The organism is Pseudomonas sp. 18175 (genome assembly GCF_050432925.1).
Classification (GTDB): domain Bacteria; phylum Pseudomonadota; class Gammaproteobacteria; order Pseudomonadales; family Pseudomonadaceae; genus Aquipseudomonas.
This window is the reverse complement of sequence record NZ_JBKFTO010000013.1, coordinates 61894-87346: the sequence shown is the minus strand read 5'-3', so window position 1 is coordinate 87346 and position 25453 is coordinate 61894. Positions and strand designations below refer to the sequence as shown.

The window sequence follows — 25453 nt, the reverse complement described above, 5'->3', positions numbered from 1 at the left end:
ACACTGCTTGTGCGCACTCTGCGCGCCTGACCCGAGGATCTTCATGCAACTTAAGCCAGCTGTTACCGCTCTGGTCACTGCCGTCGCCCTGGCATCGCTGCTCAGCGGATGTAAAAAGGAAGAAGCGGCTCCGCCCGCTCAAACCCCTCAGGTCGGCGTGGTTACCATTCAACCCCAAGCCTTTACCCTGACCTCCGAGTTGCCGGGCCGCACCACGGCCTTTCGCATCGCGGAAGTGCGCCCTCAGGTCAACGGCATCATTCTCAAGCGCCTGTTCAAGGAAGGCGGCGACGTGAAGGAAGGGCAACAGCTCTACCAGATCGACCCGTCGGTGTATGACGCCACCCTCAAAAGCGCACAGGCCAGCCTGACGCAGACCAAGTCCATCTCCGACCGCTACAAGCAGTTGGTCGATGAACAAGCGGTGAGCCGTCAGGAATACGACACCGCCGTCGCCAACCGCATGACGGCCGAAGCCAACGTGCAAACCGCCCAGATCAACGTGCGCTACACCAAGGTGTACGCACCGATCTCCGGGCGTATCGGTCGTTCTTCGGTGACCGAAGGCGCGCTGGTCAGCAATGGCCAGACCGACTCCATGGCCGTGATCCAGCAACTGGACCCGATCTACGTCGACGTTACGCAGTCTTCGGCCGAAATGCTGAAACTGCGCCGCGACCTGGAAAGCGGCCAGCTGGAAAAAGCCGGCGCCAATGCCGCCAAGGTCAAGTTGACCCTGGAAGATGGCAGCGACTACAGCCAGGAAGGCAAACTGGAGTTCTCCGAAGTCTCGGTTGACCAGACCACCGGCTCCGTGACCCTGCGCGCCGTGTTCCCCAACCCTGACCACACCCTGCTGCCCGGCATGTTCGTCCACGCCCAGTTGCAAGCCGGTGTGAACAGCAAGGCCATCCTGGCACCGCAGCAAGGCGTGACCCGTGATATCAAGGGCATCCCGACCGCGCTGGTGGTGAACAAGGACAACAAGGTCGAGCAACGCACCCTGGTGGCCAACCGCACGTCCGGCGCCTACTGGCTGGTGGAAAAGGGCCTGAACCCGGGTGACCGCGTGATCACCGAAGGCCTGCAATTCATCAAGCCGGGCATCGAAGTCCAGGTCAAGGACGCCGATAACGCCAAGCCTGCTGGAACGGTTGCTGCTCCTGCTGCCACTACGGGCAAAGGGGAGTAATTCATGTCGAAATTTTTTATCGACCGTCCCATTTTCGCCTGGGTAATTGCCCTGGTGATCATGCTGGTCGGGGCATTGTCGATCCTGAAGTTGCCCATCAACCAATACCCGGCCATTGCGCCAACCGCCATTGATATCCAGGTGACCTACCCAGGCGCGTCTGCACAAACCGTGCAGGACACCGTGGTACAGGTGATCGAGCAACAGCTCAACGGTATCGACAACCTGCGTTATGTCGCCTCGGACAGTAACTCCGACGGCAGCATGACCATCACCGCGACGTTCAACCAGGGTACCAACCCGGACATCGCCCAGGTTCAGGTGCAGAACAAGCTGAACCTGGCGACCCCACTGCTGCCGCAAGAAGTGCAGCAGCAGGGTATCCGCGTGACCAAGTCGGTGAAGAACTTCCTGATGGTGATCGGTCTGGTGTCGGAAGACGGCAGCATGACCAAGGACGACCTGTCCAACTACATCGTCTCCAACATCCAGGACCCGATCTCCCGTACTGCGGGTGTGGGTGACTTCCAGGTGTTCGGTTCCCAGTACGCCATGCGTATCTGGCTCGACCCGGCCAAGCTGAACAACTACCAGTTGACCCCGGTAGACGTCAGCACCGCCATCGCCGCCCAGAACGTCCAGGTAGCGACCGGTCAATTGGGCGGCCTGCCTGCCCTGCCCGGCACCCAACTGAACGCCACCATCATCGGCAAGACCCGTCTGCAAACCGCCGAAGAGTTCGGCAAGATCCTCATGAAAGTGAACGCCGACGGCTCGCAGGTTCGCCTGCGTGACATCGCGCGCATCGAACTGGGCGGCCAGAACTACAGCATCAGTGCACAGTTCAACGGCAAGCCGGCTTCGGGCATGGCGATCAAGCTGGCATCGGGCGCCAACGCCCTGGACACCGCCAAGGCCATCCGCGCCACCGTGGCGTCCCTGGAACCGTTTTTCCCGCCAGGCATGAAGGCGGTGGTGCCGTATGACACCACCCCAGTGGTGACCGAGTCGATCTCCGGTGTGGTCCACACCCTGATCGAAGCGATCGTGCTGGTATTCCTGGTGATGTTCCTGTTCCTGCAGAACTTCCGCGCCACCATCATCACCACCATGACCGTACCGGTGGTATTGCTGGGGACCTTCGGGATCCTGGCGGCGTTCGGTTTTACCATCAACACCTTGACCATGTTCGGCATGATCCTGGCCATCGGCTTGCTGGTGGACGACGCCATCGTCGTGGTGGAAAACGTCGAGCGGGTGATGGCCGAGGAACACCTGTCGCCTAAAGAGGCGACGGTCAAGTCCATGGGCCAGATCCAGGGTGCCCTGGTGGGTATTGCCCTGGTGCTGTCGGCAGTATTGCTGCCAATGGCGTTCTTCGGCGGCTCCACCGGTGTGATCTACAAACAGTTCTCCATCACCATCGTTTCGGCCATGGCGTTGTCGGTACTGGTTGCCCTGATCTTCACCCCGGCCTTGTGCGCCACCATGCTCAAGCCGATCGACCCGGAAAAGCACGGCCAACCCAAGCGTGGTTTCTTCGGCTGGTTCAACCGCACCTTCGACCGTGGCGTTGTCAGCTACGAGCGCGGCGTGGGCAACATGATCAAGCACAAGTTTCCTGCCTTCTTCGTGTACCTGCTGGTCGTGGTTGGCATGATCTGGCTGTTCACCCGTATTCCAAGCGCATTCCTGCCTGAGGAAGACCAGGGCGTAATCTTTGCCCAGGTCCAGACCCCAGTCGGTTCGTCGGCTGAACGTACACAAAAAGTCATCGACGACATGCGTGCCTTCCTGCTCCACGACAAAGAAGGCGAGCCTGGCGAAGGCAAGGCCGTGAAGTCGGTGTTTACCGTCAACGGCTTCAACTTCGCCGGCCGTGGCCAAAGTTCGGGCCTGGCCTTCGTGATGCTCAAGCCATGGGACGAACGCGATTCGAGCATGTCGGTATTCGAAGTGGCCAAGCGTGCCCAGGGTTACTTCTTTGGGGCCTTCAAGGACGCCATGGTCTTTGCCATCGTGCCACCTTCGGTTCTGGAGCTGGGTAACGCCACCGGTTTCGACGTGTTCCTGCAAGACCAGGGCGGCGTCGGCCACGACAAGCTGATGGAAGCGCGCAACCAGTTCCTTGGCATGGCAGCGCAAAGCAAGATCCTGGCAGGTGTGCGCCCCAACGGCGTGAACGATGAGCCGCAGTACGAGCTCACCGTCGACGACGAGAAGGCCAGTGCCCAGGGCATCACCCTGTCCAGCATCAACCAGACCCTGGCGATTGCCTTGGGTGGCAGCTACGTCAACGACTTCATCGACCGTGGTCGGGTGAAGAAGGTGTACGTACAGGGCGAGGCCGCTGGCCGCATGTCCCCGGAAGACCTGGACAAGTGGTTCGTGCGCAGCGACTCCGGGAAAATGGTGCCCATGTCGGCCATTTCCTCGGGCAAGTGGATCTTCGGTTCGCCGAAACTCTCGCGCTACAACGGTGTAGCGGCGATGGAAATCCTCGGTACTCCGGCGCCGGGCTACAGCACCGGTGACGCCATGGCCGAAGTCGAACGCATCGCCAAGCAATTGCCGGCGGGTGTCGGCTATGCCTGGACCGGTCTGTCGTACGAAGAACGCCTGTCGGGCTCCCAGGCACCTGCGCTGTACGCCTTGTCGCTGTTGGTGGTGTTCCTCTGCCTGGCGGCACTGTACGAAAGCTGGTCGATCCCGATTGCCGTACTGCTCGTGGTACCGCTGGGCGTGGTGGGTGCGTTGATGGCCACCAGCCTGCGCGGCTTGTCCAACGACGTGTTCTTCCAGGTAGGCCTGTTGGTGACGGTGGGCTTGGCGGCGAAAAACGCCATTCTTATCGTGGAGTTCGCCAAAGAGCTGCATGAACAAGGCAAGGGCATCGTCGAGTCGGCCATCGAGGCTTCACGGATGCGTCTGCGCCCGATCATCATGACCTCCATGGCGTTCGTCCTCGGCGTACTGCCGCTGGCGATCTCCACCGGCGCCGGCTCCGGCAGCCAACACGCAATTGGTACTGGCGTAATTGGCGGTATGATCACGGCCACTGTCTTGGCGATCTTCTGGGTGCCACTGTTCTTCGCGACCGTGTCCGCTGCTGGCGAGCGCAAAAAGACTGAACCTACTGAAACCCATAAAGAGGCTGGCCTATGAGCAAGTCGCTCCTTTCCTTAGCCGTCACGGCATTCGTGCTCAGTGGCTGCTCGCTGATACCTGACTATCAGCGCCCTGAGGCGCCGGTGGCCGCACAGTTCCCGCAGGGGCCGGCGTATTCGTCGGACCAGGCGCCGAGCCAGGCTGCCGTCGAGCAGGGCTGGAAGCAGTTTTTCCACGACCCTGCCCTGCAACAGCTGATCCAGACCGCGCTGGTGAACAACCGCGACCTGCGTGTCGCGGCCCTGAACATCGACGCCTACGCGGCGCAGTACCAGATCCAGCGTGCCGACCTGTTCCCGGCCGTATCGGCCACGGGTAGCGGCAGCCGTTCGCGTACCCCGGCCAAGCTGTCGAGCACCGGCGAATCGACCATCGCCAGCCAATACTCGGCTGGCCTTGGCATCAGTTCGTATGAGTTGGACCTGTTCGGCCGCGTGCGCAGCTTGAGTGAAGAGGCGCTGCAAAAGTACTTCGCCACTGAAGAAGCACGGCGCAGCACCCAGATCAGCCTGGTGGCCAGCGTGGCCAACGCCTACCTGACCTGGCAGGCCGACAAAGAGCTGCTCAAGCTCACCCAGGACACCCTGGGTGCCTACGAGCAGAGCTTCAAGCTGACCTCGCGCAGCAACGAAGTCGGCGTGGCCTCGGCCCTCGACCTCAGCCAGGCCCGCACCTCAGTGGAAAACGCCCGGGTCGCCCTGGCGCGCTATACCCGCCAAGTGGCCCAGGACGAAAACAGCCTGACCCTGCTGCTGGGCTCCGGGCTGCCGGCGAATATCGCCAGCCAGCCGCTGTCGGATAACCTGCTCAGCGACGTGCCGGCCGGGTTGCCATCGGACCTGCTGCAACGTCGTCCCGACATCATGCAGGCCGAGTACAACCTCAAGGCGGCCAACGCCAATATCGGCGCGGCCCGTGCGGCGTTCTTCCCGAGCATCAGCCTGACGGCCAGTGCCGGTACCGCCAGCCCAACCCTGGGCGGCCTGTTCAAAGGCGGCTCGGGTACCTGGGCGTTCGCCCCGCAGATCAACATCCCGATCTTCAACGCCGGCAGCCTGCGCGCCAGCCTGGACTACGCGAAGATCCAGAAAGAGATCAACGTGGCGACCTACGAGAAGGCCATCCAGACCGGCTTCCAGGAAGTCTCCGACGGCCTCGCCGCGCGGGAGACCTACAAGCAGCAACTGGAAGCCCAACGTGGTTTCGTCGCCGCCAACCAGGATTACTACCGCCTGGCCGAGCGTCGCTACCGCATTGGCGTGGACAGCAACCTGACCTTCCTCGACGCCCAGCGCCAACTGTTCAGTGCCCAGCAATCGCTGATCACCGACCGCCTGGCGCAGCTCACCAGCGAGGTCAACCTGTACAAGGCCCTCGGCGGTGGCTGGAGCGAGCAGACCGCGAAGAACGAGCCGTTGAAAGAAGAAGCACCGGCGCTGAAGTTGTTCTGATGCTGTTGTAAAAGCAGTGCCGTTGTAGACAAAACCGCTTCCCTCACCGGAAGCGGTTTTTTTATGCCCTTTATCTGACAACACTATCCAATGTGGGAGGGGGCTTGCCCCGATGACGGTGGATCATTGATAAATAGATTGACTGACCCACCGCAATCGGGGGCAAGCCCCCTCCCACATTGGATCTGTGGCATGCCACGCTTTAAACCCGTCACCTTGCATTTCGCTCAACCTTTCAGGATAAAATTGGTCACAGATTCTTACAGACCACAGAGGGAGCTTGTCGTAATGATCGTAGGAATCGACCTGGGGACCACCAACAGTCTCGCAGCGGTATGGCGCGGTGATGCCGCCGAATTGGTGCCCAATGCCCTTGGCCATTTACTGACACCCAGCGTGGTCGGCCTGGATGACCAAGGCCGCATCCTGGTAGGCCAAGCCGCCAAGGAGCGCCTGCACACCCACCCGCACCTGACAACATCGCTATTCAAGCGCTACATGGGCAGTGCCACCGAAGTGCGCTTGGGCGATAAGTCGTTCCGGCCCGAAGAACTCTCCGCCTTGGTGCTCAAAAGCCTCAAGGAAGATATCGAACGCACCTACGGCCAGACCGTCACCGAAGCCGTGATCAGCGTGCCCGCCTATTTCAGCGACGGCCAACGCAAAGCCACGCGCATCGCTGGCGAACTGGCCGGGCTGAACGTTGAAAAACTGATCAACGAACCCACCGCCGCTGCCCTCGCCTACGGCCTGCACCAGCGTGATAAAGAAACCTCGTTTCTGGTGTTCGACCTCGGCGGCGGCACCTTTGACGTGTCGATCATCGAGCTGTTCGACGGCGTCATGGAGGTGCGTGCCAGCGCTGGCGACAACTTCCTCGGTGGCGAAGACTTCGACACCCTACTGCTGGAACACTTCGTCGACAGCCAGCGCAACGCCCAAGGCTTCCCACCCACCAGCAGTGTGCTGCAAGCCCTGCGCCGTGAAGCCGAACGGGTACGCAAAGCCCTAGGACAGGACGACAGCGCCGACTTCGCCCTGCGGGTAGACGGCCAGCAATGGGTCAAGACCATCACCCAACAAGAACTGGCCAAGCTCTACACCCCGCTCTTGGAACGCCTGCGCGCACCCATCGAACGCGCCCTGCGGGATGCGCGAATTCGGGTCGGCGACCTGGATGAAATCCTCTTGGTAGGCGGCACCACGCGTATGCCACTGGTACGCAAACTCGCTGCGGGCTTATTCGGGCGCTTCCCGTCCATCAGCCTCGACCCGGACCAGGTGGTGGCCCACGGTGCCGCGATCCAGGCCGCACTCAAGGCCCGTTCGGCGGCGCTGGAAGAAGTCGTGCTGACCGACGTATGCCCCTACACCCTGGGCATCGAAACCTCGAACCAGTACGGTGGCCATATCGAAAGCGGCCACTACCTGCCGTTGATCGAACGCAACAGCAGCGTGCCGGTGAGCCGGGTCAAGAGCGTGGTCACCCTGCACGACAACCAGAGCCAGGTGCTGCTCAAGATCTATCAGGGCGAAAGCCGCCTGGTGAAGGACAACATCGAGCTGGGCCAACTGGACATCGCCGTGCCCAAGCGCAAGGCCGGTGAGGTCTCGCTGGACGTGCGCTTCACCTACGACAACAACGGCCTGTTGGAAGCCCAGGTGAATATCCCGCTGACTGGCGAGCAACACTCGCTGGTGATCGAGAACAACCCCGGGGTGCTCAGCCCGGACGAGATCCAGCAACGCCTGCAAGCCCTGGCCCAGTTGAAGGTTCACCCCCGCGACCAGCAGGTCAACACCGTGCTCACTGCCCGCCTTGAGCGGCTCTACCAGGAAAGCCTGGGCGAACTGCGCGAGCAACTTGGCCACTGGGCCGGGCAGTTCCAGCAGGTGCTCGACACCCAGGACGAACGCCGCATCCGCGACGCCCGCAGCGAATTGACCCGCCAACTTGAGCAACTCGACAACGGGTTCTGGCGCTAAGGGAAAAACCACATGGACTGTTGGACCGTACTGCAACTGCCGGAAGAAGCCGACGAGCGCACCATCAAGCGCACCTACGCCAAGCTGCTCAAAAGCTGCCGTCCGGACGACGACGCTGAAGGCTTCCAGCGCCTGCGCGAAGCCTATGAAGAGGCACTGGCCTATTCACGCTGGCGAGCGGACTGGGAAGAAGAGGACACCACCGTTCAAGCCCCCGTGGCCGAACAGGCCTACGGCAACCTCAACGACCTGGCCGAGCTGATGGACGTCAGCACCCTGCAGCCGGCGCCGTTCGAAGCACCCAAGGCCGACCCGGCCCAGGCACTGCTCAATGGGCTTGTCGCCCACAACCTCGACAAACGTTGGGCCCAGGCGCAACAACAAGGCTGCACCGAAGCGTTTCAAAGCGGCCTGTTGCGCCACTGCTTCGACAACCCGGGCGAGCGCTGCGCAATCGCGAGCTGGGCCGTGCAGCACCTGGAATGGCTGACGCCCTGGCAACAGGTGACCATGACCCCGTGGCAGCACGATGCACTGACCGGCGAACTGTTGCAGGACTACCGCCGCACCTTGCAGGAGCTGCTGGAACAAAAGGCCGAACGCGAGTTCATCACCCAACTCACGCAGTACAGCAACCAACCCTGGCTGCGGGTGTTCGACTTGCAGCAACAGTGGCAACGCATCGTGCTGCAACTGCTGCACGAAACCACTTGGAGCGTGGCGCTGTTCGAGCGCGTGTGCCAGGCGTTCGGTTGGGACGACCAGAAGGGTGTGTTCCCGGAGCCCGCCTGGATGTGGCGTGAACTGGTCTCGCGCTGCGAGCAAGAGAGCTTCTACGCCAACCTGCAAGACAAAGCCCAAGAGATGCGCCACCCGCCTGCCGATGCCCAGGCCGCCCGCCTGTTGCTCACGCCGATGTCGGCCAGCCAACAAAAACGCCTCATCGACGGCTTTGGCGAGAACGAATGGAACGCCTGCCAGCACCTGGGCGAAGTCCTGACCTGGCGCTACCCGCACCTGCTTGAACGGCTGCCAAATCCCGATGCGTTCTTCTGGCGCAAATTTGTCCCGCGACCGATTTATACCCAGGTGTTTATTCGCGTATGGGCCGTGTTCGCCCTGGGGATCGGCCTGAGCATGATCCACACGCCACCCGGCAGGCTGGATTTGCATTCGACGTTTATCTTTATGGTCGCGGCGTTTATCCCGGCCGGGATCGCGTTTCGCATCACCCAGTTCTGGGCCAGCATAAGCTCGACCTACCGGGTACCCGACCTGTGGCTAAGCCAGTACCTGATCCCCAAACGCATTAACCCCAACAAGTATTGGCTGGTGATCCGCCACGGCGTGCCCCAGGCGCTCATGCTGGTGGCCTGCGGGCTGATGCTGGGTGTACTGGGCATGGTCACCTATGCTGGCGCGCTGGCGATCAACCTGCTGCACACAAAACGCATCGGCCACATCAGCCATAAATTCAGCCAAGGGTACCCGTGGCTGAACGGTTTGCACTGGGCGTTCTGGAGCCCGTTGCAAGCGGCGTTCCTGGTGGTGATGGTGGGGGTGATTGTTGCAGCTCAGCATTACTTGCCAGCCTTTCCCTGGACCCAACTGATGCTGCAAAAATCTTGAGCAAGTCCCCCTGCCATCAGAGTACGGGGACTGCATCAATAGGCTTGGTTCTTACATCAAATCTAGTAATGGTCATAACCACATCGTGCGGGTTTTTTTTCCTATCGTAGACTTTCATCTTAAGGGTTCCGTCACCTTCGAGCCGCTTATAGTCACCATCAGACTCTACAAACCTGACCGTTAGTCCACCTGTGGGATCCTCAAAGGCGCTAAATTCTTCGTTGTTGATATATGCCTGAGCTGAAAATCCACCTATCTGACTTGTGAACGGGTAATAGCCAAATTTCTCAATGCTGACGCCGCCGGAGAATATAAGCCAAACTTCCGTTTGACGGTTACCAGCCTCCATGAAAAGTAAGATCGGCGTTTCGAAACTCTGATAAAGCACATCACGGAGGTCAAAATTTACCGGGTCTCGAGAATCGACGGTGTAAGTGCCGGTAAATCGCCCTACAACAGGGTTTGTGCTGGTGGGACGACGTATATCGCTCATGTTGGCTGCCTCGTTCAATGAATTGAATACTGCCGTCCCCCAATGCCGACGTTACGCCAACGTTAATCGCCCATAGTTGCTCTGTACAACTGTCAACTCTGACAGTTGACATACCCCTCGCTACGCCACCTGCAATAGCGTTCGATCACCGCCCAAACCCGTGCCCCCCCTAATTGAATCTCCCCCATCGCCCTCTCACCATGGCCCGCACCTGCATAACCCCAATAACAACAGGTCCTAACGCCATGAGCACTTTGCACCCGCGCCAGCTGTTGCTGGCAACCGCTGTCGCCACCCTTGCCCTGCCCGTCGTCGCCGAGGAACACGGCTTGCTGGAAGACGCCAGCGCCAACCTCAACCTGCGCAACTTCTTCTTCAACCGCAATTACACCACCCCCACCAAAACCCAGGGCGGCGCACAGGAGTGGACGCAGAGTTTCATCCTCGACGCCAAGTCCGGCTTTACCCAAAGCACGGTGGGTTTTGGCGTGGATATGCTGGGCATGTACTCATACCGCTCTTTTTTTACGGATGGATGCGGACGTGAAATGCATGTAGAGACGTTTGTTCTTTCTTGCAACGCGTTCACTTTCAGGTGCGTATGGATCGCATAATTATCGACGATCAGGTGCAGCCGAAGATACCCGGGTGTTTCGCGGCCGGCCCCAAAAAAAACCGAACAAATATAACTTATTCAAGAACTTGATTCGGTTTTCTAGCTAACAACCACCGTCTGAACACGCCTGTCAGAATAAGCGCCGGAAACGGACTACGTGTTTTTAGGAAACACTAGATTTGATTTAAATCCAATCCACCACGAAGCTAATGACAAACGTCTAAAACAGCAGAAGGTTGGAGTAATCATGACAGAACCAATAGAAATATTAATTATCGGCGCTGGACACATGGGAGGAGCCATCGCCGCAGGACTGAAGCGAGCATGCGTAGATACATCCATAACTATCATTGACTCCAACCCTGCTCGCAGGGAAGAAATGAAAAAAAATGGAATACACTCATCAGACACCCCCCCAAAAAAAATAGAGTCAGAAGCTATAATTCTGGCAATCCCACCTCAATCTTTTGAACTGCTATCAAAACATAGCCCACAACTCAACTCTTACAAAGGACTGATAGTATCAGTCATGGCCGGCATCCCCACATCAGTACTGTCAACCCGACTAAACTCACAGCAAATCTGTCGAGCAATTCCCAATATCGCATGCGCACTAGGCGAAAGCATAACAATACTCACGCACAAACCTGAGCTCACCCTAAAAAACAGAACCCTAGCCGAACACATCTTCACAAAACTTGGCAAAATCATCACAACAGAAGAATCACTTATTGATGCAGCCACAGCTTTAGTTGGAGGTGGCCCGGCCTACATCTCCTACTTTACGGCAGCCCTTATTGAATATGGTATTTCTTCAGGTTTTGACAAAGCGCAGGCATCAATGATGGCCATTCAAACACTGCGTGGAGCTACAGCGCTGATTGAATCGAGTCTAGATCCGCCCATGACGATTTGTGAAAGAGTCATGACGCCGAGCGGAACGACAGTTAGAGCGATAAACTTCTTTAACAATATGCAACTCAGAACAATAATCACAGAAGGATTAAAGCACGCCAGCGCACGCTCAAGTGAGTTAGGTGAAGGAGCTTAGAAATGCGAGGACTCATTGATCACGGTGTAGCTAGCTGTCATTTAACTCAACAACCTTTGCAAACACATCAAGACACATATAAATTATATTTTGGCCTTGGTCAAACTTTGACGTTGGCGCATACGCCAGATGTTTTCAAGGTCAGCCTTGCAGGCATTAGACTGGGCAACCACCTCGTGCAAAGGTTAAACCCCAAAATACTCAGTAGAAGTTTCTTGGACATGGGTACAGGGAGCGGCGTTCATGCATTATTAATGCGAAAGCTTGGTAATAATGACATTGTAGCAACCGACGTTTCTGAAAGATCAACTGAACAGGCCAAAGTCAACGAAAAAATAAACTTCAACAATCACAAAATCTCATTTATTTGCAGTGATCTATTCCAGTCAGTCCCAGAAAGGCAGTTTCAGACCATTATATTTAACCCTCCTGGCTGGCGCACCCCCTCGCAAACGCTGACCCTACAACTAGACAGTATAGATCAAGAGGCAACATTACCGGCCAGTGCAATGTTTTATGGTGAAACTGTCATCACACGTTTCCTTGAAGATCTCCCGAGGTACCTTGAGCCTACAGGAGTGGCGATCGTCGGCCTTAATTCAATGGTAGGTATTCGCGACGTATTAGACCGGTACAGTCAAAAGTACAATAACGCCCCACCCCTATCACACAGACTAATTGAGCGCCATACATTCCCACTCATCCACTATTCCTCCCAATGGCAAGCACTCACTGCAGAGCTTCAATTGGAGTTCAAAAACTGGGAAGCGCAAGATTTGGCGGCATTTTCTACTGACAGCAAAGGAACTATTTATTGGTCATATGAGGTCATTGAGTTTTTCCACTGTCCGACGCCACAATCATGAACGCTCGAAAAAACTTTCAACCCTATACGCTGCCAGTGATACTGTCTGTATTAGCGCAGTTTTTTCTTGGTGCATCCTCGCTTTACTGGAGGGCGCTCAGCGAGGTGCCACCGACCACGTTAGTAGCCTACAGAATAATATTATCAACAGCGATCATCACTCTTTTTATTTTGATATGCCGGCACCCCCTTCACAAATTACTATTAAAATCTAAATCACTCACCCTGCATTGCACTGCTTCATTTTTCCTAGTAATAAATTGGTGCACCTTTATTTGGTCATCCATTAACGGGCACATTCTAGAAAGTGGACTCGGGTATCTTTTAGCACCCTTCATTTCAGTTATTTTAGGGTTTTCAATTTACCGAGAAAAGGTCAAAAAAATCGAGACTATCTCCATCTGCATCTCACTTAGCATCATCACACTCCTTATGCTTTCAACCGAACACTTAAATCATTTTACCTACCTATTAATAACCGCATCATGGGGCGCTTACACTTACATAAAAAAAGCAAGCCCGCTAGACGCAAAAAGTGGAACTCTGATAGAGAGCTTATGCTTGGCGATCTGCCTGACGTTAGCCATTTGGCTATTTGACTTAAAATTATTGCAACCCGACCAACTCACTTCACCTTCTACACGACTCATTTGGCTAGCGGGTATAGTATCCGTATCGCCTTTAATAATGTTTTCTTACGCCACTGGAAAAATACCACTTTCTCTAACCGGCCTTTTACAATTCGCACTACCCATTACCCTGATAATTATTTCGCTCACTACCCTCAGCAAACAACCTTCCAACACAACCTTGACACTACTACTCATATCAGCAGCCCTCCCCGTTTTACTGACTGCATACGACGTCCTCTTCAATAGGAAAAGCCAACAATGAAAGACTTACATGACGTACTTGTTATCGGCCTTGGCGTGATGGGAGCGGCCGCATTATGGAGAGCCTCTCAAAAAAGTGCCTGTGTATTAGGAATTGAAGCCGCTGGTCCCACTCATAACTATGGGTCCTCCCATGGAGCGTCAAGGATTTTCCGACGTGCCTATTGGGAGGGTGAGAAGTATCTCCCAGCACTTATACATGCCGACTTATTATGGAATGAATTGGAACAATCGATTGGCAGGCAAATCCTATTTCGTACAGGTGGAATTTTCATCGGACCTCGTTCGAGCAGTGTAGTAGCCGGAAGCATTAAAGCCGCAATCCAGGGAAACATAGACCATAAAATCCTCTCATCTTCTAACATTAGAACTTACTTACCTGCCATCCACCTTCAGGATGGGGTGCACGCTCTATATGAACCTGGCGCGTATGTGATATCAGCTTATGACTCCAGGCTTGGGATGCTGAATGAAGCAGTCCAGTGCGGAGCATCCATTCAGTTCGGCGACAGCGTTATAAATCTCGAAAACCATAAATTGGGCATTCAAGCAACCACTAAATGTGGATTTATCCATTATGCAAAATCGGCAATTATAACCACAGGCCCTTGGATTGCTGAAAAGTTTATGCCCGAGCTAAAACAATACATTCAACCCCGGCAAGTACCTATTTACTGGTTCAATCAAAAAATAAAATCTGAAGAATATTTTTCAAAGAAAAACTTTCCCGTCTTTCTTTATGAGCGTGATGATGGGGGTATTCTCTATGGTGTCCCCTCAATTGGTAGTACTGAGCCTGGTGTGAAAATCGGCTTTCACAACAGACAGCAAGACGTGGTATCTCCTGACTGGAAAAACTTCTCCATTCAGCAGAAATACATAACTGAAATATCCGAAACCGTTAAATCCCTTTTCCCACAACTTGATCACTCACCTATAAAAGCAAAAAGCTGCTTCTATACAATGAGCCTCGACGAGTCGTTTTTAATAGGTCAATCAAAAATATTAAAGGCTGCCTATTTTGCTTCTGCTTGCTCAGGACATGGATATAAATTTGCCCCGGCTATCGGCGACGCATTAGCTGATATGGCTGTCAGTCAAAAACCCAGCTTTTCTCTATCGGCGTTTTCAGTTGATCGGTTTATCAAAACATAATCACTTTACCGTTATCGCTGCTTTCTTACCTATCATGCCAAATAACAATTTCGTTCGATCATCGCCCAAAATCCGCCGCCCCCCACTTTCACCGCCCCCGCACCGCCGAGCACCATGGCCGCACCTGCATAACCCCAATAACAACAGGTCCTAACGCCATGAACACTTTGCACCCGCGCCAGCTGTTGCTGGCAACCGCTGTCGCCACACTCGCCCTGCCCGTCGTCGCCGAAGAACACGGCTTTGTCGAAGACGCCAGCGCCAACCTCAACCTGCGCAACTTCTTCTTCAACCGCAATTACACCAACCCCACCAAGACCCAGGGCGGCGCACAAGAGTGGACTCAAAGTTTCATCTTCGACACCAAGTCCGGCTTTACCCAAGGCACGGTGGGTTTTGGCGTGGATGTGCTGGGCATGTATTCGGTAAAACTCGATGGCGGACGCGGCAGCGGCGGTACCCAACTGTTGCCGCTGGACCACGACGGCCGGCCGGCGGATGAGTTCGGGCGCTTGGGCGTGGCGTTCAAGGCGAAGATTTCCAAGACCGAACTGAAGGTCGGCGAATGGATGCCGGTGCTGCCGATCCTGCGCGCGGACGATGGCCGCTCGCTGCCGCAAACCCTGCGTGGCGGGCAGATCACCTCCAAGGAGATCGACGGCCTGACCCTCTACGGCGGCCAGTTCCGCGCCAACAGCCCGCGGGACGACAGCAGCATGACCGACATGTCGATGGTCGGTAAAACCGCGTTCACCTCCGACCGCTTCAACTTCCAGGGCGGTGAATATACGTTCAACGACAAGCGCACCCAGGTCGGCCTGTGGAACGCCCAGCTCAAGGACATCTACCGCCAGCAGTTCGTCAACCTGATCCACAGCCAGCCCATGGGCGACTGGACCCTGGGCGCCAACCTCGGGTTCTTCTACGGCAAGGACGACGGCAGCGCCCGCGCCGGCAGCCTGGACAACAAAACTTGGTCCGGCCTGTTCTCGGCCAAGTACGGCGGCAACACCTTCTACGTCGGCCTGCAAAAACTTAACGGCAACAACGCCTGGATGCGCGTCAATGGCACCAGCGGCGGCACCCTGGCCAACGATAGCTATAACTCCAGCTACGACAACGCCCAGGAGAAATCCTGGCAAGTGCGCCATGACTACAACTTCGCCGCCCTCGGCGTGCCGGGCCTGACCTTGATGAACCGCTACATCAGCGGCAGCAACGTGCACACAGGCACTATCACCGACGGCAAGGAATGGGGCCGCGAAAGCGAAGTGGGCTACACGGTGCAAGGCGGTGTGGCGAAAAACCTCACGGTGCGCCTGCGCAACTCCAGCATGCGCCGGGATTACAGCAACAATGAATTCGATGAAAACCGGCTGATCGTCAGTTACCCGATCAGTCTGCTGTAAACCGTCATCGACCTTACTGTATGGTGCGCGCCTGCCGCTGCTGAGCTGAATCAGCGGCGGCCTCCAGACGAGCCCGGCCCACACCATGAAATCCTTCGCCCCTGCGTCCCTGCTGCTTGCCCTGGTCCTGAGCCTGGGCGGTTGCATCGGCGCGCCCATCGCCCTGACGCCGCAAACCGAACAGCGCCTGCAAACCCAGGCGCCGATTCGCTTCCTGCTGACTTTTGATGACGGCCCCAGCGCCTCGGGCTACAACAACCCGAGCCGTTCGGTGGTGGCCGACCTGGCGAGCAACCCGATCCTGCCGGGGATCAAGGCCGTGTTCTTCCTGCAAACCGAAGCTGCCCGCTCGGGCGGCAGCTCACGGGGGCGCAAGACCATGGAGCGTGAGTACGCAGGCGGGCATATCCTGGCCTTTCATACCGCCACCGGTTTTCATACCAACCACCGCTGGCTGAACAACGCCGAGCTGGAAAGCACCCTCACCCAAGGCGCAGCCGACATTGCTGCGATCACCGGCGCCCCGCCGCGGCTGGTACGCCCACCGTTCTGGAACTATGACCGGCGTACCTTTGCCGCTTACCAGCGCCACGGCATGCACGTGCTGCTGACCGATTTGAGCGCCAACGACGGCAAGATCTGGGGGTTCAACGGCAGCCCCCGTCGCCGCGCCAACCTGAACCGCCAACTATCAGTGGTACGTGAACGCATTGCCTTGGGAGAGTTACCGACGGTGGACGGGGTGATTCCCGTGGTGGTGACCTTCCATGACATCAACCGCTATACCGCGCGGCATATGCAGGAGTACTTGCAGATATTGCTCGATAGCGCGCAGGTCACGGGAATGAAGACGGCGGCTCAGCCGTTTTACACCGACCGTGACGCGCTGGAGCGGGCGGCGTTGGCCAGGTCAGTCAAGGATGTGAGCGAGCCGGTGCACTTGCCGGGGGTGTGGAACTGGGTGTGGGATGCCGATTCCCACTGAGTGAATCATCAATCGATAGACGGGTCTTTTTTCGGAACGCATCCAAGCCTCTCGCCACTCAGTTGCCCTGACGCATTTAGATGCTAACGCTCGCTGAAAGGAGATGAGTCATGAGCCTGTCCAAAACCCCACCCCTATCAACACACGCCCTCCATCATTCCTCCGCCCTACCTGCTCAGAAACAACCTGAGCCCCCCCTGGAAATAGATGGAAGTCGCTTTACCAACATGTCACTACTTGGGTTGAAAAGTTTCAACAAGTCCTTAATCAATAATGGCGAAGATCCGATCCCCCTCGAGCTGGCTGGAAAATCTAGGTTCACTACCGACCAGCAACCAAAACAAATTAGGCAGATCGAATATCACCCGATCTTCAAAGACGACACTATCGAGGTCACTCGAGCCTGCTCCGTCAGCTATGACGAGGATGACAGCGAGGGGCAAGCACAGCAGCTTATCGACCAGCTGATTATTACAACGAGCAATACAGCAGACACCGTCCATATAAAAAACACTGCAAACGGCAATTTGACAGTCAATGGTAAGCCCTACAACTTGACACTCGAACCGGGCCAAGTTCTCGTTATAAAAACCAGGGGAGGCAATGACGACGTTACCATTGACCCCGCTGTTGATTGGGACGTGACCGTCGAAGGCGGCGACGATGATGATGTCATTAACGCGCTGGGTAGTGGCATTGTCCGAGTGTTTGGCGGCAAGGGAAACGATTTCATCAGGCTCGGCAGCGGTCTTGGTTACGCCGAAGGTAATGATGATAACGATGTGATCTATGCAGGCCCCGGGAAGTGCGTGGTCTACGGCAACAATGGTAGAGACCGCGTCTATGGATACTTGGGGCCAGGAGCCGGCGATGCTTATCTGGATGGCGGCAACGATAATGACTATATACGTGCTGGGTCTAGTCGGACGGTCATCAACAGTGGCGCAGGCAATAATGTTCTGCAAGGAAATGGCCGTACGACCTTCTATTCCGGTAGTGGCCAAAACAGAATTATGGCGACGGGTGAAGAGAATAGGATTTTTGCTAAAAAAACCGACGCGATATTAAGAACCGCTACCACAGAGCGCAATTGGACCACCCCCACTACTGCGGGCTCTTTCGCATTCTCTGTAGAAGGTTCAGCCGATTTCAAACAACGATTCAACGACGATTTGGAAATGCTGAGAAGCTCTCCAACCGGCCAAAAAATGTTGGCCGAACTGGACGCATTGGCGAAGCGTAGTGACTCACCCATCAAAGTGATTGAGGGGGAATCCGAAAATAATAGTTTCTACATGCCCAACAGCGCCTATTTTAATCAACAACTCGAAAATGGGGAAAATCCAGACATCGCTAACGATCCAAAACTTGGAACTATCGTAGCGAACACGCGGGGTGACCCCATGCCCATAGGCACCCTGGTTTACAACCCCCATTACTTCAGTGAAAACGCCCTGCCCCTGACGTACCTATTCCATGAGCTGGCACACGCTTACAACTTTAAAACAGGTACGGTTTTTTCTGGAAAAAAAGGCATGGAGCCCAACGTCGAGCTCCAAGCAGTCGGTTTACCGACGAGCGCTGCCCCCTTTGACTTTGACGACGACCCGGCAACACCGCCGGTCAATACCAACCCGGACCCCTTTAATGAGAACGCACTGCGCAAAGAAATGGACGTTCCATTAAGGGAGTCTTACTTAGAGTAACTTCGTTAAAAACGATAGCCCACTGATGAACCACCTCGTCAGTGTGTTGAAAGGCAATCCGCCATCGATGGGTCAAGGGTCTAAACCCTTGACTCGACGCCCAGCTCATCCCACACCGATTCGGCCAAGTGAAACGTCGCATTCGCCGCCGGAATCCCGCAGTAGATCGCGCTCTGCATCAGCACCTCTTTGATCTCGGCGCGGGTCACCCCATTGCTGGCGGCGGCGCGCAGGTGCAGCTTCAGCTCATCCGTGCGGTTCATGCCAATCAACATGGCAATGGTGATCAGGCTGCGGGTGTGCCGAGGCAGGCCCGGGCGGGTCCAGATGTCACCCCAGGCGTGGCGGGTGATCATTTCCTGGAACTCGCTGTTGAACTCGGTCAGGGCATTGAGGCTGCGATCGACGTGGGCGTCGCCCAGCACTTCGCGGCGCACTTGCAGGCCTTCGGCATAACGTTGTTTCTCGTCCACAAATAGCTCCTCAGCGGGCCAGCAAAAATTCGATAACGCAGTCGCTGAACGCTGCACCGGCCTGCACATTGGACAGGTGCGCGGCATAGAACTCAGCGTATTCGGCACCTTGTACATGGTTCTGGATGAAGTGGCTGCCTTCTGGCGGCGTGACCGCGTCTTCGGTACCGGCAATGGCCAGGGTCGGCACTTTGATCAGGGCCAGTTGCGCTCGAAAATCGGCATCGCGCACGGCGGCGCAGTTGGCGGCGTAGCCTTCGGGCGAGGTGGCCGCGAGCATGTCGGTAATCTGCCGGGCCTGATGCGGGTTGGCCGCCGCGAAATCGGCAGTAAACCAGCGCGCAATCGACGCATCGCGCAGCGCGACCATCGCTGCCTTGCCGTCGCGCAGGACCATCTCGATACGCGGGTTCCAGATGTCTGGCGTGCCGATCTTGGCAGCGGTGTTGCACACCACCAGGCGATGCAGGCGCGTGCCTGCGTTGATGCCCAGCCATTGGCCGATCAAGCCGCCCATGGACAACCCGCAAAAATGCGCACGCGGGATATCCAGCGCGTCCAGCAGCGCGATCACGTCACGGCCCAGTTGCTCGATGCTATACGGGCCCTTGGTGACCAGGGATTTGCCATGGCCACGGGTATCAAAGCGCAGCACGCGAAAATGCTCGGTGAAGGCCGGGATCTGGATGTCCCACATATGCAGGTCGGTGCCTAGCGAGTTGGACAGCACCAGCACCGGTGCGTCGACCGGCCCGTCCAGTTGGTAATGCAGTTCGCCATCGGCAAGTTGTACAAAGGCCACGGGGGACTCCTTAAGCAAAGTGTTCGGCTACAGCGCGGATGACCCAGGTTTGGGCCTGGCCCAGGTAATGGGCCGGGTCGAGCAGGCGATCAAGTTCGGTGGCGGACAGCTCGGCGGTGACTTGCGGCTCGTCCGCCAATACCGCACGCAGGTGCCGACCCTCGGCGACGGCGCGTTTGCAGCAGTGTTCCAGCAAGTGATGCGCCGTTTCACGGCCCAGGCGCTGGGCCAGCACGATGCTCACGGCTTCGGCCAGCACCAGGCCTTGGGTCAGGTCGAGGTTCTGGCCCATGCGTTCGGCGTCCACTTCCAACCCTTCGCTCACCAGCAAGGCCTGTTGCAGCGCGCCGGACACCAGTCGGCAAATCTCGGGCAGGGTTTCCCACTCGGCATGCCACAAGCCCAGGCTGCGCTCGTGTTCCTGGGGCATGGCGCTGAACATCGTCGCCACCAGGCCGGGCACACGGGTCGCCGCGCTGATCAGCACGGCGGCGCCCACCGGGTTGCGTTTATGGGGCATGGTGGACGAACCGCCCTTGCCCGGTGCCGACGGTTCGAAAACCTCGGCCGCTTCGGTCTGCATCAACAAGCTGATATCGCGCCCCAGCTTGCCGAGGCTGCCGGCGATCAAACCGAGGACGCTGGCGAACTCCACCAGGCGATCTCGTTGGGTGTGCCAGGGTTGTTCGGGCAAGGCCAGTTGCAACTCCGCCGCCAACGCTTCGGCTACTGGCATCGCCTGTTCACCCAGCGCGGCCAAGGTGCCGGAGGCGCCGCCGAATTGCAGCACCAGCAAGCGTGGCTTCAGCTCCGCAAGCCGCTGACGGCTGCGGGTCACTGCCCCGAGCCAACCGGCGATCTTCATCCCCAAGGTGACCGGCGTCGCATGTTGCAACCAGGTGCGCCCGGCCAACGGCACAGCGGCATACCGCTGAGCCTGAGCGGCGAGGATGTCACCCAGGCGCGCCAGGTCCGTCTCGATCAACTCCACCGCGCGCCGCACTTGCAGCACCAAACCGGTGTCCATCACATCCTGGCTGGTCGCGCCCAAATGCACGTAACGTTCAGCCCCGGCATCTTCGCTGGCGATCAACTTGCCCAGGGCTTTGACCAATGGAATCGCCGAATTCCCCGCCGTGGCAATCGCCGCGCCGAGGGCATCCACGTCGTACAGCGAAGCCAGGCAGGCCTGGGCAATCGGCGCTACGGCGGCTTGCGGGATCAACCCCACCTGGGCCTCGGCACGGGCCAGTCCCGCTTCGAAATCCAGCATGCCCTGCAGGCGCCCTTGGTCGCAGAACACCTCGGCCATGCTGCCCGCGGTGAAGTAAGCGTCGAACAATTGGTTGCTCGTGCGCAGCGTCATAACCGTCCCTTACAGATCGTGGTGCAAGTACGCCGCTTGTTTGGGCAGGCGCAAGCTGAACAGGAAAGCGATCGCCATCATCGCCGTGACGTACCAGTAGAAACTGTTTTCCATACCAATGGATTTAAGGCTCAGCGCGACGAATTCCGCCGAGCCGCCAAAGATCGCGTTAGCCACCGCATACGCCAGGCCCACACCTAAGGCACGCACCTGGGGCGGGAACATTTCGGCTTTCACCAGGCCGCTGATGGAGGTGTAGAAACTCACAATCGCCAACGCCAGGGTGATCAGCACAAAGGCCAGGAACGGGCTGCTGACGGTTTTCAGGGTGAGCAGGATCGGCACCGTGAACAGCGTGCCCAGGCCGGCAAACCACAGCATCGAGTTACGACGGCCGATCTTGTCCGCCAGCATGCCAAACACCGGCTGCATGCACATGTACAGGAACAGCGCGCCGGTCATGATGTAGCTGGAGGTCTTGGCGTGCATACCCACGGTGTTCACCAGATACTTCTGCATGTAGGTGGTGAAGGTGTAGAAAATCAGCGAGCCGCCGGCGGTGTAGCCCAGCACCGTGATAAACGCCGCCTTGTGGTCACGGAACAGCGCGGCAATGCTGCCGGCGTCCTTGTCTTCACGCATTTCCTTGCTGGTGGTTTCTTTCAGGGTACGACGCAGCAACAGCGAGATCACCGCCGCAATGGCGCCGATCACAAACGGGATGCGCCAGCCCCAGGCACGCAGCTCTTCTTCGCTGAGGACCTGTTGCAGGATCACTACCACCAGCACTGCCAGCAGCTGCCCGCCGATCAGCGTCACATACTGGAACGAGGCGAAGAACCCGCGCTGGCCCTTGAGGGCCACCTCACTCATGTAGGTGGCAGTGGTGCCGTACTCGCCACCCACCGACAGGCCCTGGAACAGCCGCGCGATCAGCAGCAGAATCGGCGCCCACACGCCGATGTCGTTGTAGGTGGGCAAAAACGCGATGACCAGGGAGCCGGCGCACATCATCAGCACCGAGATCATCATCGAGTTTTTACGCCCGTGCTTGTCGGCCACGCGGCCGAACAGCCAGCCACCAATGGGGCGCATCAGGAACCCGGCGGCGAATACACCGGCGGTATTAACCAGTTGAACGGTGGGGTTGTCCGACGGGAAAAACGCCGGGGCAAAGTAGATGGCGCAGAAGGCGTAGACGTAGAAGTCGAACCATTCGACGAGGTTGCCGGAGGATGCACCGACAATCGCAAAAATCCGTTTGCTGCGTTCTTCTCCGGTGTAATGACTGGTTGTTGTTGTCATGGTTTTTTACTCAGTGGGAACGGTTATAGCCTAGACATACTTTGCAACAAGCTCGTTCCGCAACACGACCTTTGGATGTGTGGGGTCTGGAGCGGCCTCTTCGCGAGCAAGCCCGCTCCCACATTTGACCGAGTTCCAACTTTGAAATGCAGTCAACTGTGGGAGCGGGCTTGCTCGCGAATAATCTCAAGCCAACTCAGTAGTCAAAGAACACGGTTTCTCTATCTGTCCCCTGCAAAACCACATTCCACTGATGCACACCCTGCGCATCCGGCTTGGCAATCAACGTGCTACGACGCTCCGCCGGCACACACGCCAACAACGGATCATCCCCATTCAGCGCCTCGCCATCGAAATAAATCCGCGTCAGCAGGTGTTTCACCAAGCCCCGTGCAAACACCAGCACCACCAGGTGCGGCGCCTGGGTCGTGCCCTTCAAGCCCGGAACCGCACCCGGTTTGATAGTGGTAAAGCGAAACCGCCCTTCCCCATCCACCGGCACCCGGCCGAAGCCTTCGAAGCTTGGGTCCAGGGCTTTGTCCTGATCATCTTCGGGGTGGTCATATTTGCCGGCGGCGTTAGCCTGCCAGACTTCCAGCATAGCGTCGTTGACGACATCACCGCTGCCATCCACCACTTGCCCGCTGATGGCCACGCGCTCGCCGAGGGTGGCGGCGGTGGTCAGGTCTTCGCGGTTCAGCCAGGTCAGGCCAATGTGGTAATACGGCCCGACGGTGTGGGACGTGGTCGCGTTAAGGCTCATCTCATTTCTCCATCGGCGTGGCGTCGCGGCCGCGCAGGACGATGTCCCAGCGGTAGCCGAGGGCATAGGAAGGAATGGTTTTTTCCAGGTCGAAGCTGGCGATCAAACGTTCTTTGGCGCTCGTATCGGGCACGCAGTTGTAGATCGGGTCGTACTGCAACAGCGGGTCACCGGGGAAGTACATCTGCGTCACCAGCCGCGTCAGCACACTGGGGCCGAACAGCGAAAAGTGGATATGCGCCGGGCGCCACGCATTGTGGTGGTTGCCCCATGGGTAGGCGCCGGGCTTGATGGTCTGGAACTGGTACCAGCCCTCGGCATCGGTGACGGTACGGCCGGTGCCGGTGAAATTCGGGTCCAGCGGTGCGTCGTGCAGGTCGCGCTTGTGGTTGTAGCGACCGGCGGCGTTGGCCTGCCAGATCTCCACCAGAATGCCCGGCACCGGCAGGCCGTTTTCGTCGAGGACGCGGCCATGCACGATAATGCGTTCGCCCTGGGGCTCGCCTTCATGCTGGGCCGTGAGGTCATTGTCCTTCTCGTTAACCCGCTCGGCGCCGATAGTCGGGCCGGTGATTTCCGACAAGGAATGGGGCAGGAACACCAACGGCTGGGACGGCGAACGCAGGTTCGTCGACTGGTAGGCCGGGTGCAGGTAATCAGGTTGAGTGCCCGCTTGCGGGCGCCGGTATCCAGGCTTGTCACTCATGGTGCAGTCCTCTCTTATTAGATGCGTTCAATCGCCAGGGCCAAACCTTGGCCAACGCCCACGCACATGGTCGCCAGGCCTTTGCTGCCGCCGGTTTTTTCGAGTTGATGCAGGGCCGTCAGTACCAGCCGCGCACCGCTCATGCCCAAGGGATGGCCAAGGGCAATGGCGCCGCCGTTCGGGTTGACCTGGGGCGCGTCGTCGGCAATCCCCAGTTCACGCAGCACGGCCAGGCCTTGGCTGGCGAAGGCTTCATTGAGTTCGATCACGTCGAAGTCAGTCACCGCCAGACCCAGGCGCTCCACCAGTTTGCGCACCGCCGGCACCGGGCCGATGCCCATCACACGCGGTGCAACACCGGCGCTGGCCATACCCAGGACGCGGGCGCGGGCGGTGAGGCCATGTTTTTTGACCGCCTCGGCGGAGGCCAGGATCAGCGCCGCCGCACCGTCATTCACGCCCGAGGCATTGCCGGCGGTGACGGTTTTGTCCGGGCCGTTGACCGGCTTGAGTTTGGTCAGGGCTTCCAGCGTGGTGTCGGCCCGTGGGTGTTCATCGTGCTCGACCACGGTCTCGCCTTTTTTGTGGGCGACCCGCACCGGCACGATTTCCTCGGCGAAGAAACCGGCGGCCTGGGCGGCAGCGGTGCGTTGCTGGCTGCGCAGCGCAAAGGCGTCCTGGTCGGCGCGGGATACCTTGTAGTCGTCGGCGACGTTGTCGGCGGTCTGCGGCATCGCATCCACGCCGTATTGGGCCTTCATCAGCGGGTTGATAAAACGCCAGCCGATGGTGGTGTCTTCCAGCTTCATATTGCGCGAGAACGCGGCGTCGGCCTTGCCCATCACAAATGGCGCGCGGGACATCGACTCGACGCCACCGGCAATCGCCAGCTCCATCTCGCCGCTGGCAATGGCGCGGAAGGCCGTACCAATCGCGTCCATCCCGGAAGCGCACAGACGGTTGAGGGTCACGCCGGGAATACTCTCCGGCAGACCCGCCAGCAGCAATGCCATGCGGGCAACGTTGCGGTTGTCTTCGCCGGCCTGGTTGGCGCAACCGAAGAACACCTCGTCCACTGCGGCCCAGTCCACCGAAGGGTTGCGTTCAATCAGGGCCTTGAGCGGCAGTGCCGCCAGATCATCAGCGCGCACGGTGGAGAGGCCACCACCGAAACGGCCAATGGGGGTACGAATAGCGTCACAGATAAAGACATCACGCATCAGGTTTCTCCCGCGGTTTGGCCATGGGCCGCCGCCATACGGATCGGAAAAGACGCTGAGAGAGCGTCGGGTGGCTGAAGGTTAAGACGCGGCCCTGGGGCAGACAATCCGATAATCGACGCAGTGTTCGGTTATCGAACGGATTGTTGTCCAGCTATTGTTAAGTCGAGCACTATTCATGTGGGAGCGGCGGTGCGACGATTCGACTTGCTCGCGAAA

General features: G+C 57.8%; 20 protein-coding genes and 2 pseudogenes. 13 read left to right on the top strand and 9 right to left on the bottom strand.

Going from position 1 to position 25453, the window contains the following annotated elements:
• The first annotated feature begins 43 nt into the window (after nt 1-43).
• From ACLD1Y_RS18825 to ACLD1Y_RS18805, 5 genes are all read left to right on the top strand, one after another.
• Nucleotides 44-1192, top strand: coding sequence for an efflux RND transporter periplasmic adaptor subunit (locus ACLD1Y_RS18825; protein ID WP_429479345.1), 1149 nt, complete (start codon nt 44-46; stop codon nt 1190-1192).
• Nucleotides 1193-1195: 3 nt separating this feature from the next.
• A complete protein-coding gene (locus ACLD1Y_RS18820) occupies nt 1196-4357 on the top strand; it encodes an efflux RND transporter permease subunit (protein ID WP_429479344.1) in 3162 nt (1053 codons plus the stop codon).
• On the top strand, nt 4354-5811 hold the full coding sequence (gene adeC / locus ACLD1Y_RS18815) for an AdeC/AdeK/OprM family multidrug efflux complex outer membrane factor (protein WP_429479343.1): 1458 nt from the start codon (nt 4354-4356) through the stop codon (nt 5809-5811). The genes ACLD1Y_RS18820 and adeC overlap by 4 nt, the downstream gene beginning before the upstream one ends.
• Before the next feature lie 288 nt (nt 5812-6099).
• Nucleotides 6100-7797 (top strand): molecular chaperone HscC, encoded by a 1698-nt coding sequence (locus tag ACLD1Y_RS18810; RefSeq protein ID WP_429479342.1) that lies wholly within the window; start codon nt 6100-6102, stop codon nt 7795-7797.
• Between the two features lie 12 nt (nt 7798-7809).
• Entirely contained in the window at nt 7810-9426 is a 1617-nt protein-coding gene (locus ACLD1Y_RS18805) for a J domain-containing protein (RefSeq protein WP_429479341.1), read from the top strand.
• 16 nt (nt 9427-9442) lie between these two features.
• Here the strand turns inward: ACLD1Y_RS18805 and ACLD1Y_RS18800 are convergent, their stop codons facing one another.
• Nucleotides 9443-9919, bottom strand: a complete 477-nt coding sequence (locus ACLD1Y_RS18800; RefSeq protein ID WP_429479340.1) for a hypothetical protein — start codon at nt 9917-9919, stop codon at nt 9443-9445.
• A gap of 245 nt (nt 9920-10164) precedes the next feature.
• Here ACLD1Y_RS18800 and ACLD1Y_RS18795 point away from each other — a divergent pair.
• Nucleotides 10165-10437, top strand: a pseudogene (locus ACLD1Y_RS18795) (OprD family outer membrane porin); the annotation flags it as partial.
• 15 nt (nt 10438-10452) lie between these two features.
• On the opposite strand, the pseudogene ACLD1Y_RS18790 reads toward ACLD1Y_RS18795, so the two are convergent.
• Nucleotides 10453-10577 (bottom strand): annotated as a pseudogene (locus ACLD1Y_RS18790) (IS630 family transposase); the annotation flags it as partial.
• A gap of 115 nt (nt 10578-10692) precedes the next feature.
• On the opposite strand from ACLD1Y_RS18790, the gene proC reads away from it, so the two are divergent.
• From proC to ACLD1Y_RS18755, 7 genes are all read left to right on the top strand, one after another.
• A complete protein-coding gene (gene proC / locus ACLD1Y_RS18785; protein ID WP_429479339.1) occupies nt 10693-11586 on the top strand; it encodes a pyrroline-5-carboxylate reductase in 894 nt (297 codons plus the stop codon).
• A 2-nt stretch (nt 11587-11588) separates the two neighbouring features.
• Nucleotides 11589-12452 carry a methyltransferase gene (locus ACLD1Y_RS18780; RefSeq protein ID WP_429479338.1) on the top strand — a complete coding sequence of 288 codons (864 nt, stop codon included), beginning with the start codon at nt 11589-11591 and terminating at the stop codon, nt 12450-12452.
• Nucleotides 12449-13345 (top strand): EamA family transporter, encoded by an 897-nt coding sequence (locus ACLD1Y_RS18775; RefSeq protein WP_429479337.1) that lies wholly within the window; start codon nt 12449-12451, stop codon nt 13343-13345. Before ACLD1Y_RS18780 ends, ACLD1Y_RS18775 begins: the two co-directional genes overlap by 4 nt.
• On the top strand, nt 13342-14499 hold the full coding sequence (gene solA / locus ACLD1Y_RS18770) for an N-methyl-L-tryptophan oxidase (protein WP_429479336.1): 1158 nt from the start codon (nt 13342-13344) through the stop codon (nt 14497-14499). Before ACLD1Y_RS18775 ends, solA begins: the two co-directional genes overlap by 4 nt.
• Nucleotides 14500-14657: 158 nt before the next feature.
• Complete coding sequence (locus ACLD1Y_RS18765; protein WP_429479335.1) at nt 14658-15908, top strand: OprD family porin; 1251 nt, start codon at nt 14658-14660, stop codon at nt 15906-15908.
• Between the two features lie 85 nt (nt 15909-15993).
• The gene (locus tag ACLD1Y_RS18760) at nt 15994-16893 is read left to right on the top strand and encodes a polysaccharide deacetylase family protein (protein WP_429479334.1); all 900 of its coding nucleotides are present in this window, start codon (nt 15994-15996) and stop codon (nt 16891-16893) included.
• Nucleotides 16894-17003: 110 nt separating this feature from the next.
• Nucleotides 17004-18599: a M91 family zinc metallopeptidase gene (locus ACLD1Y_RS18755; protein ID WP_429479333.1), complete on the top strand. Its 1596-nt coding sequence runs from the start codon at nt 17004-17006 to the stop codon at nt 18597-18599.
• Between the two features lie 80 nt (nt 18600-18679).
• On the opposite strand, the gene pcaC is transcribed toward ACLD1Y_RS18755, so the two are convergent.
• The 7 genes from pcaC to pcaF form a co-directional block, all read right to left on the bottom strand.
• Entirely contained in the window at nt 18680-19072 is a 393-nt protein-coding gene (gene pcaC, locus ACLD1Y_RS18750; protein WP_429479332.1) for a 4-carboxymuconolactone decarboxylase, read from the bottom strand.
• A 10-nt stretch (nt 19073-19082) separates the two neighbouring features.
• Nucleotides 19083-19874, bottom strand: coding sequence for a 3-oxoadipate enol-lactonase (gene pcaD, locus ACLD1Y_RS18745; protein ID WP_429479331.1), 792 nt, complete (start codon nt 19872-19874; stop codon nt 19083-19085).
• Between the two features lie 10 nt (nt 19875-19884).
• Nucleotides 19885-21240 (bottom strand): 3-carboxy-cis,cis-muconate cycloisomerase, encoded by a 1356-nt coding sequence (locus ACLD1Y_RS18740; protein WP_429479330.1) that lies wholly within the window; start codon nt 21238-21240, stop codon nt 19885-19887.
• A gap of 9 nt (nt 21241-21249) precedes the next feature.
• Nucleotides 21250-22545, bottom strand: coding sequence for an MFS family transporter (locus ACLD1Y_RS18735; RefSeq protein ID WP_429479329.1), 1296 nt, complete (start codon nt 22543-22545; stop codon nt 21250-21252).
• A 196-nt stretch (nt 22546-22741) separates the two neighbouring features.
• Nucleotides 22742-23308: a protocatechuate 3,4-dioxygenase subunit alpha gene (gene pcaG, locus ACLD1Y_RS18730; RefSeq protein ID WP_429479328.1), complete on the bottom strand. Its 567-nt coding sequence runs from the start codon at nt 23306-23308 to the stop codon at nt 22742-22744.
• 1 nt (nt 23309) lies between these two features.
• Nucleotides 23310-24014, bottom strand: a complete 705-nt coding sequence (gene pcaH, locus ACLD1Y_RS18725) for a protocatechuate 3,4-dioxygenase subunit beta (protein ID WP_429479327.1) — start codon at nt 24012-24014, stop codon at nt 23310-23312.
• Between the two features lie 17 nt (nt 24015-24031).
• Nucleotides 24032-25237, bottom strand: coding sequence for a 3-oxoadipyl-CoA thiolase (pcaF, locus tag ACLD1Y_RS18720; RefSeq protein ID WP_429479475.1), 1206 nt, complete (start codon nt 25235-25237; stop codon nt 24032-24034).
• Between the last annotated feature and the right edge of the window lie 216 nt (nt 25238-25453).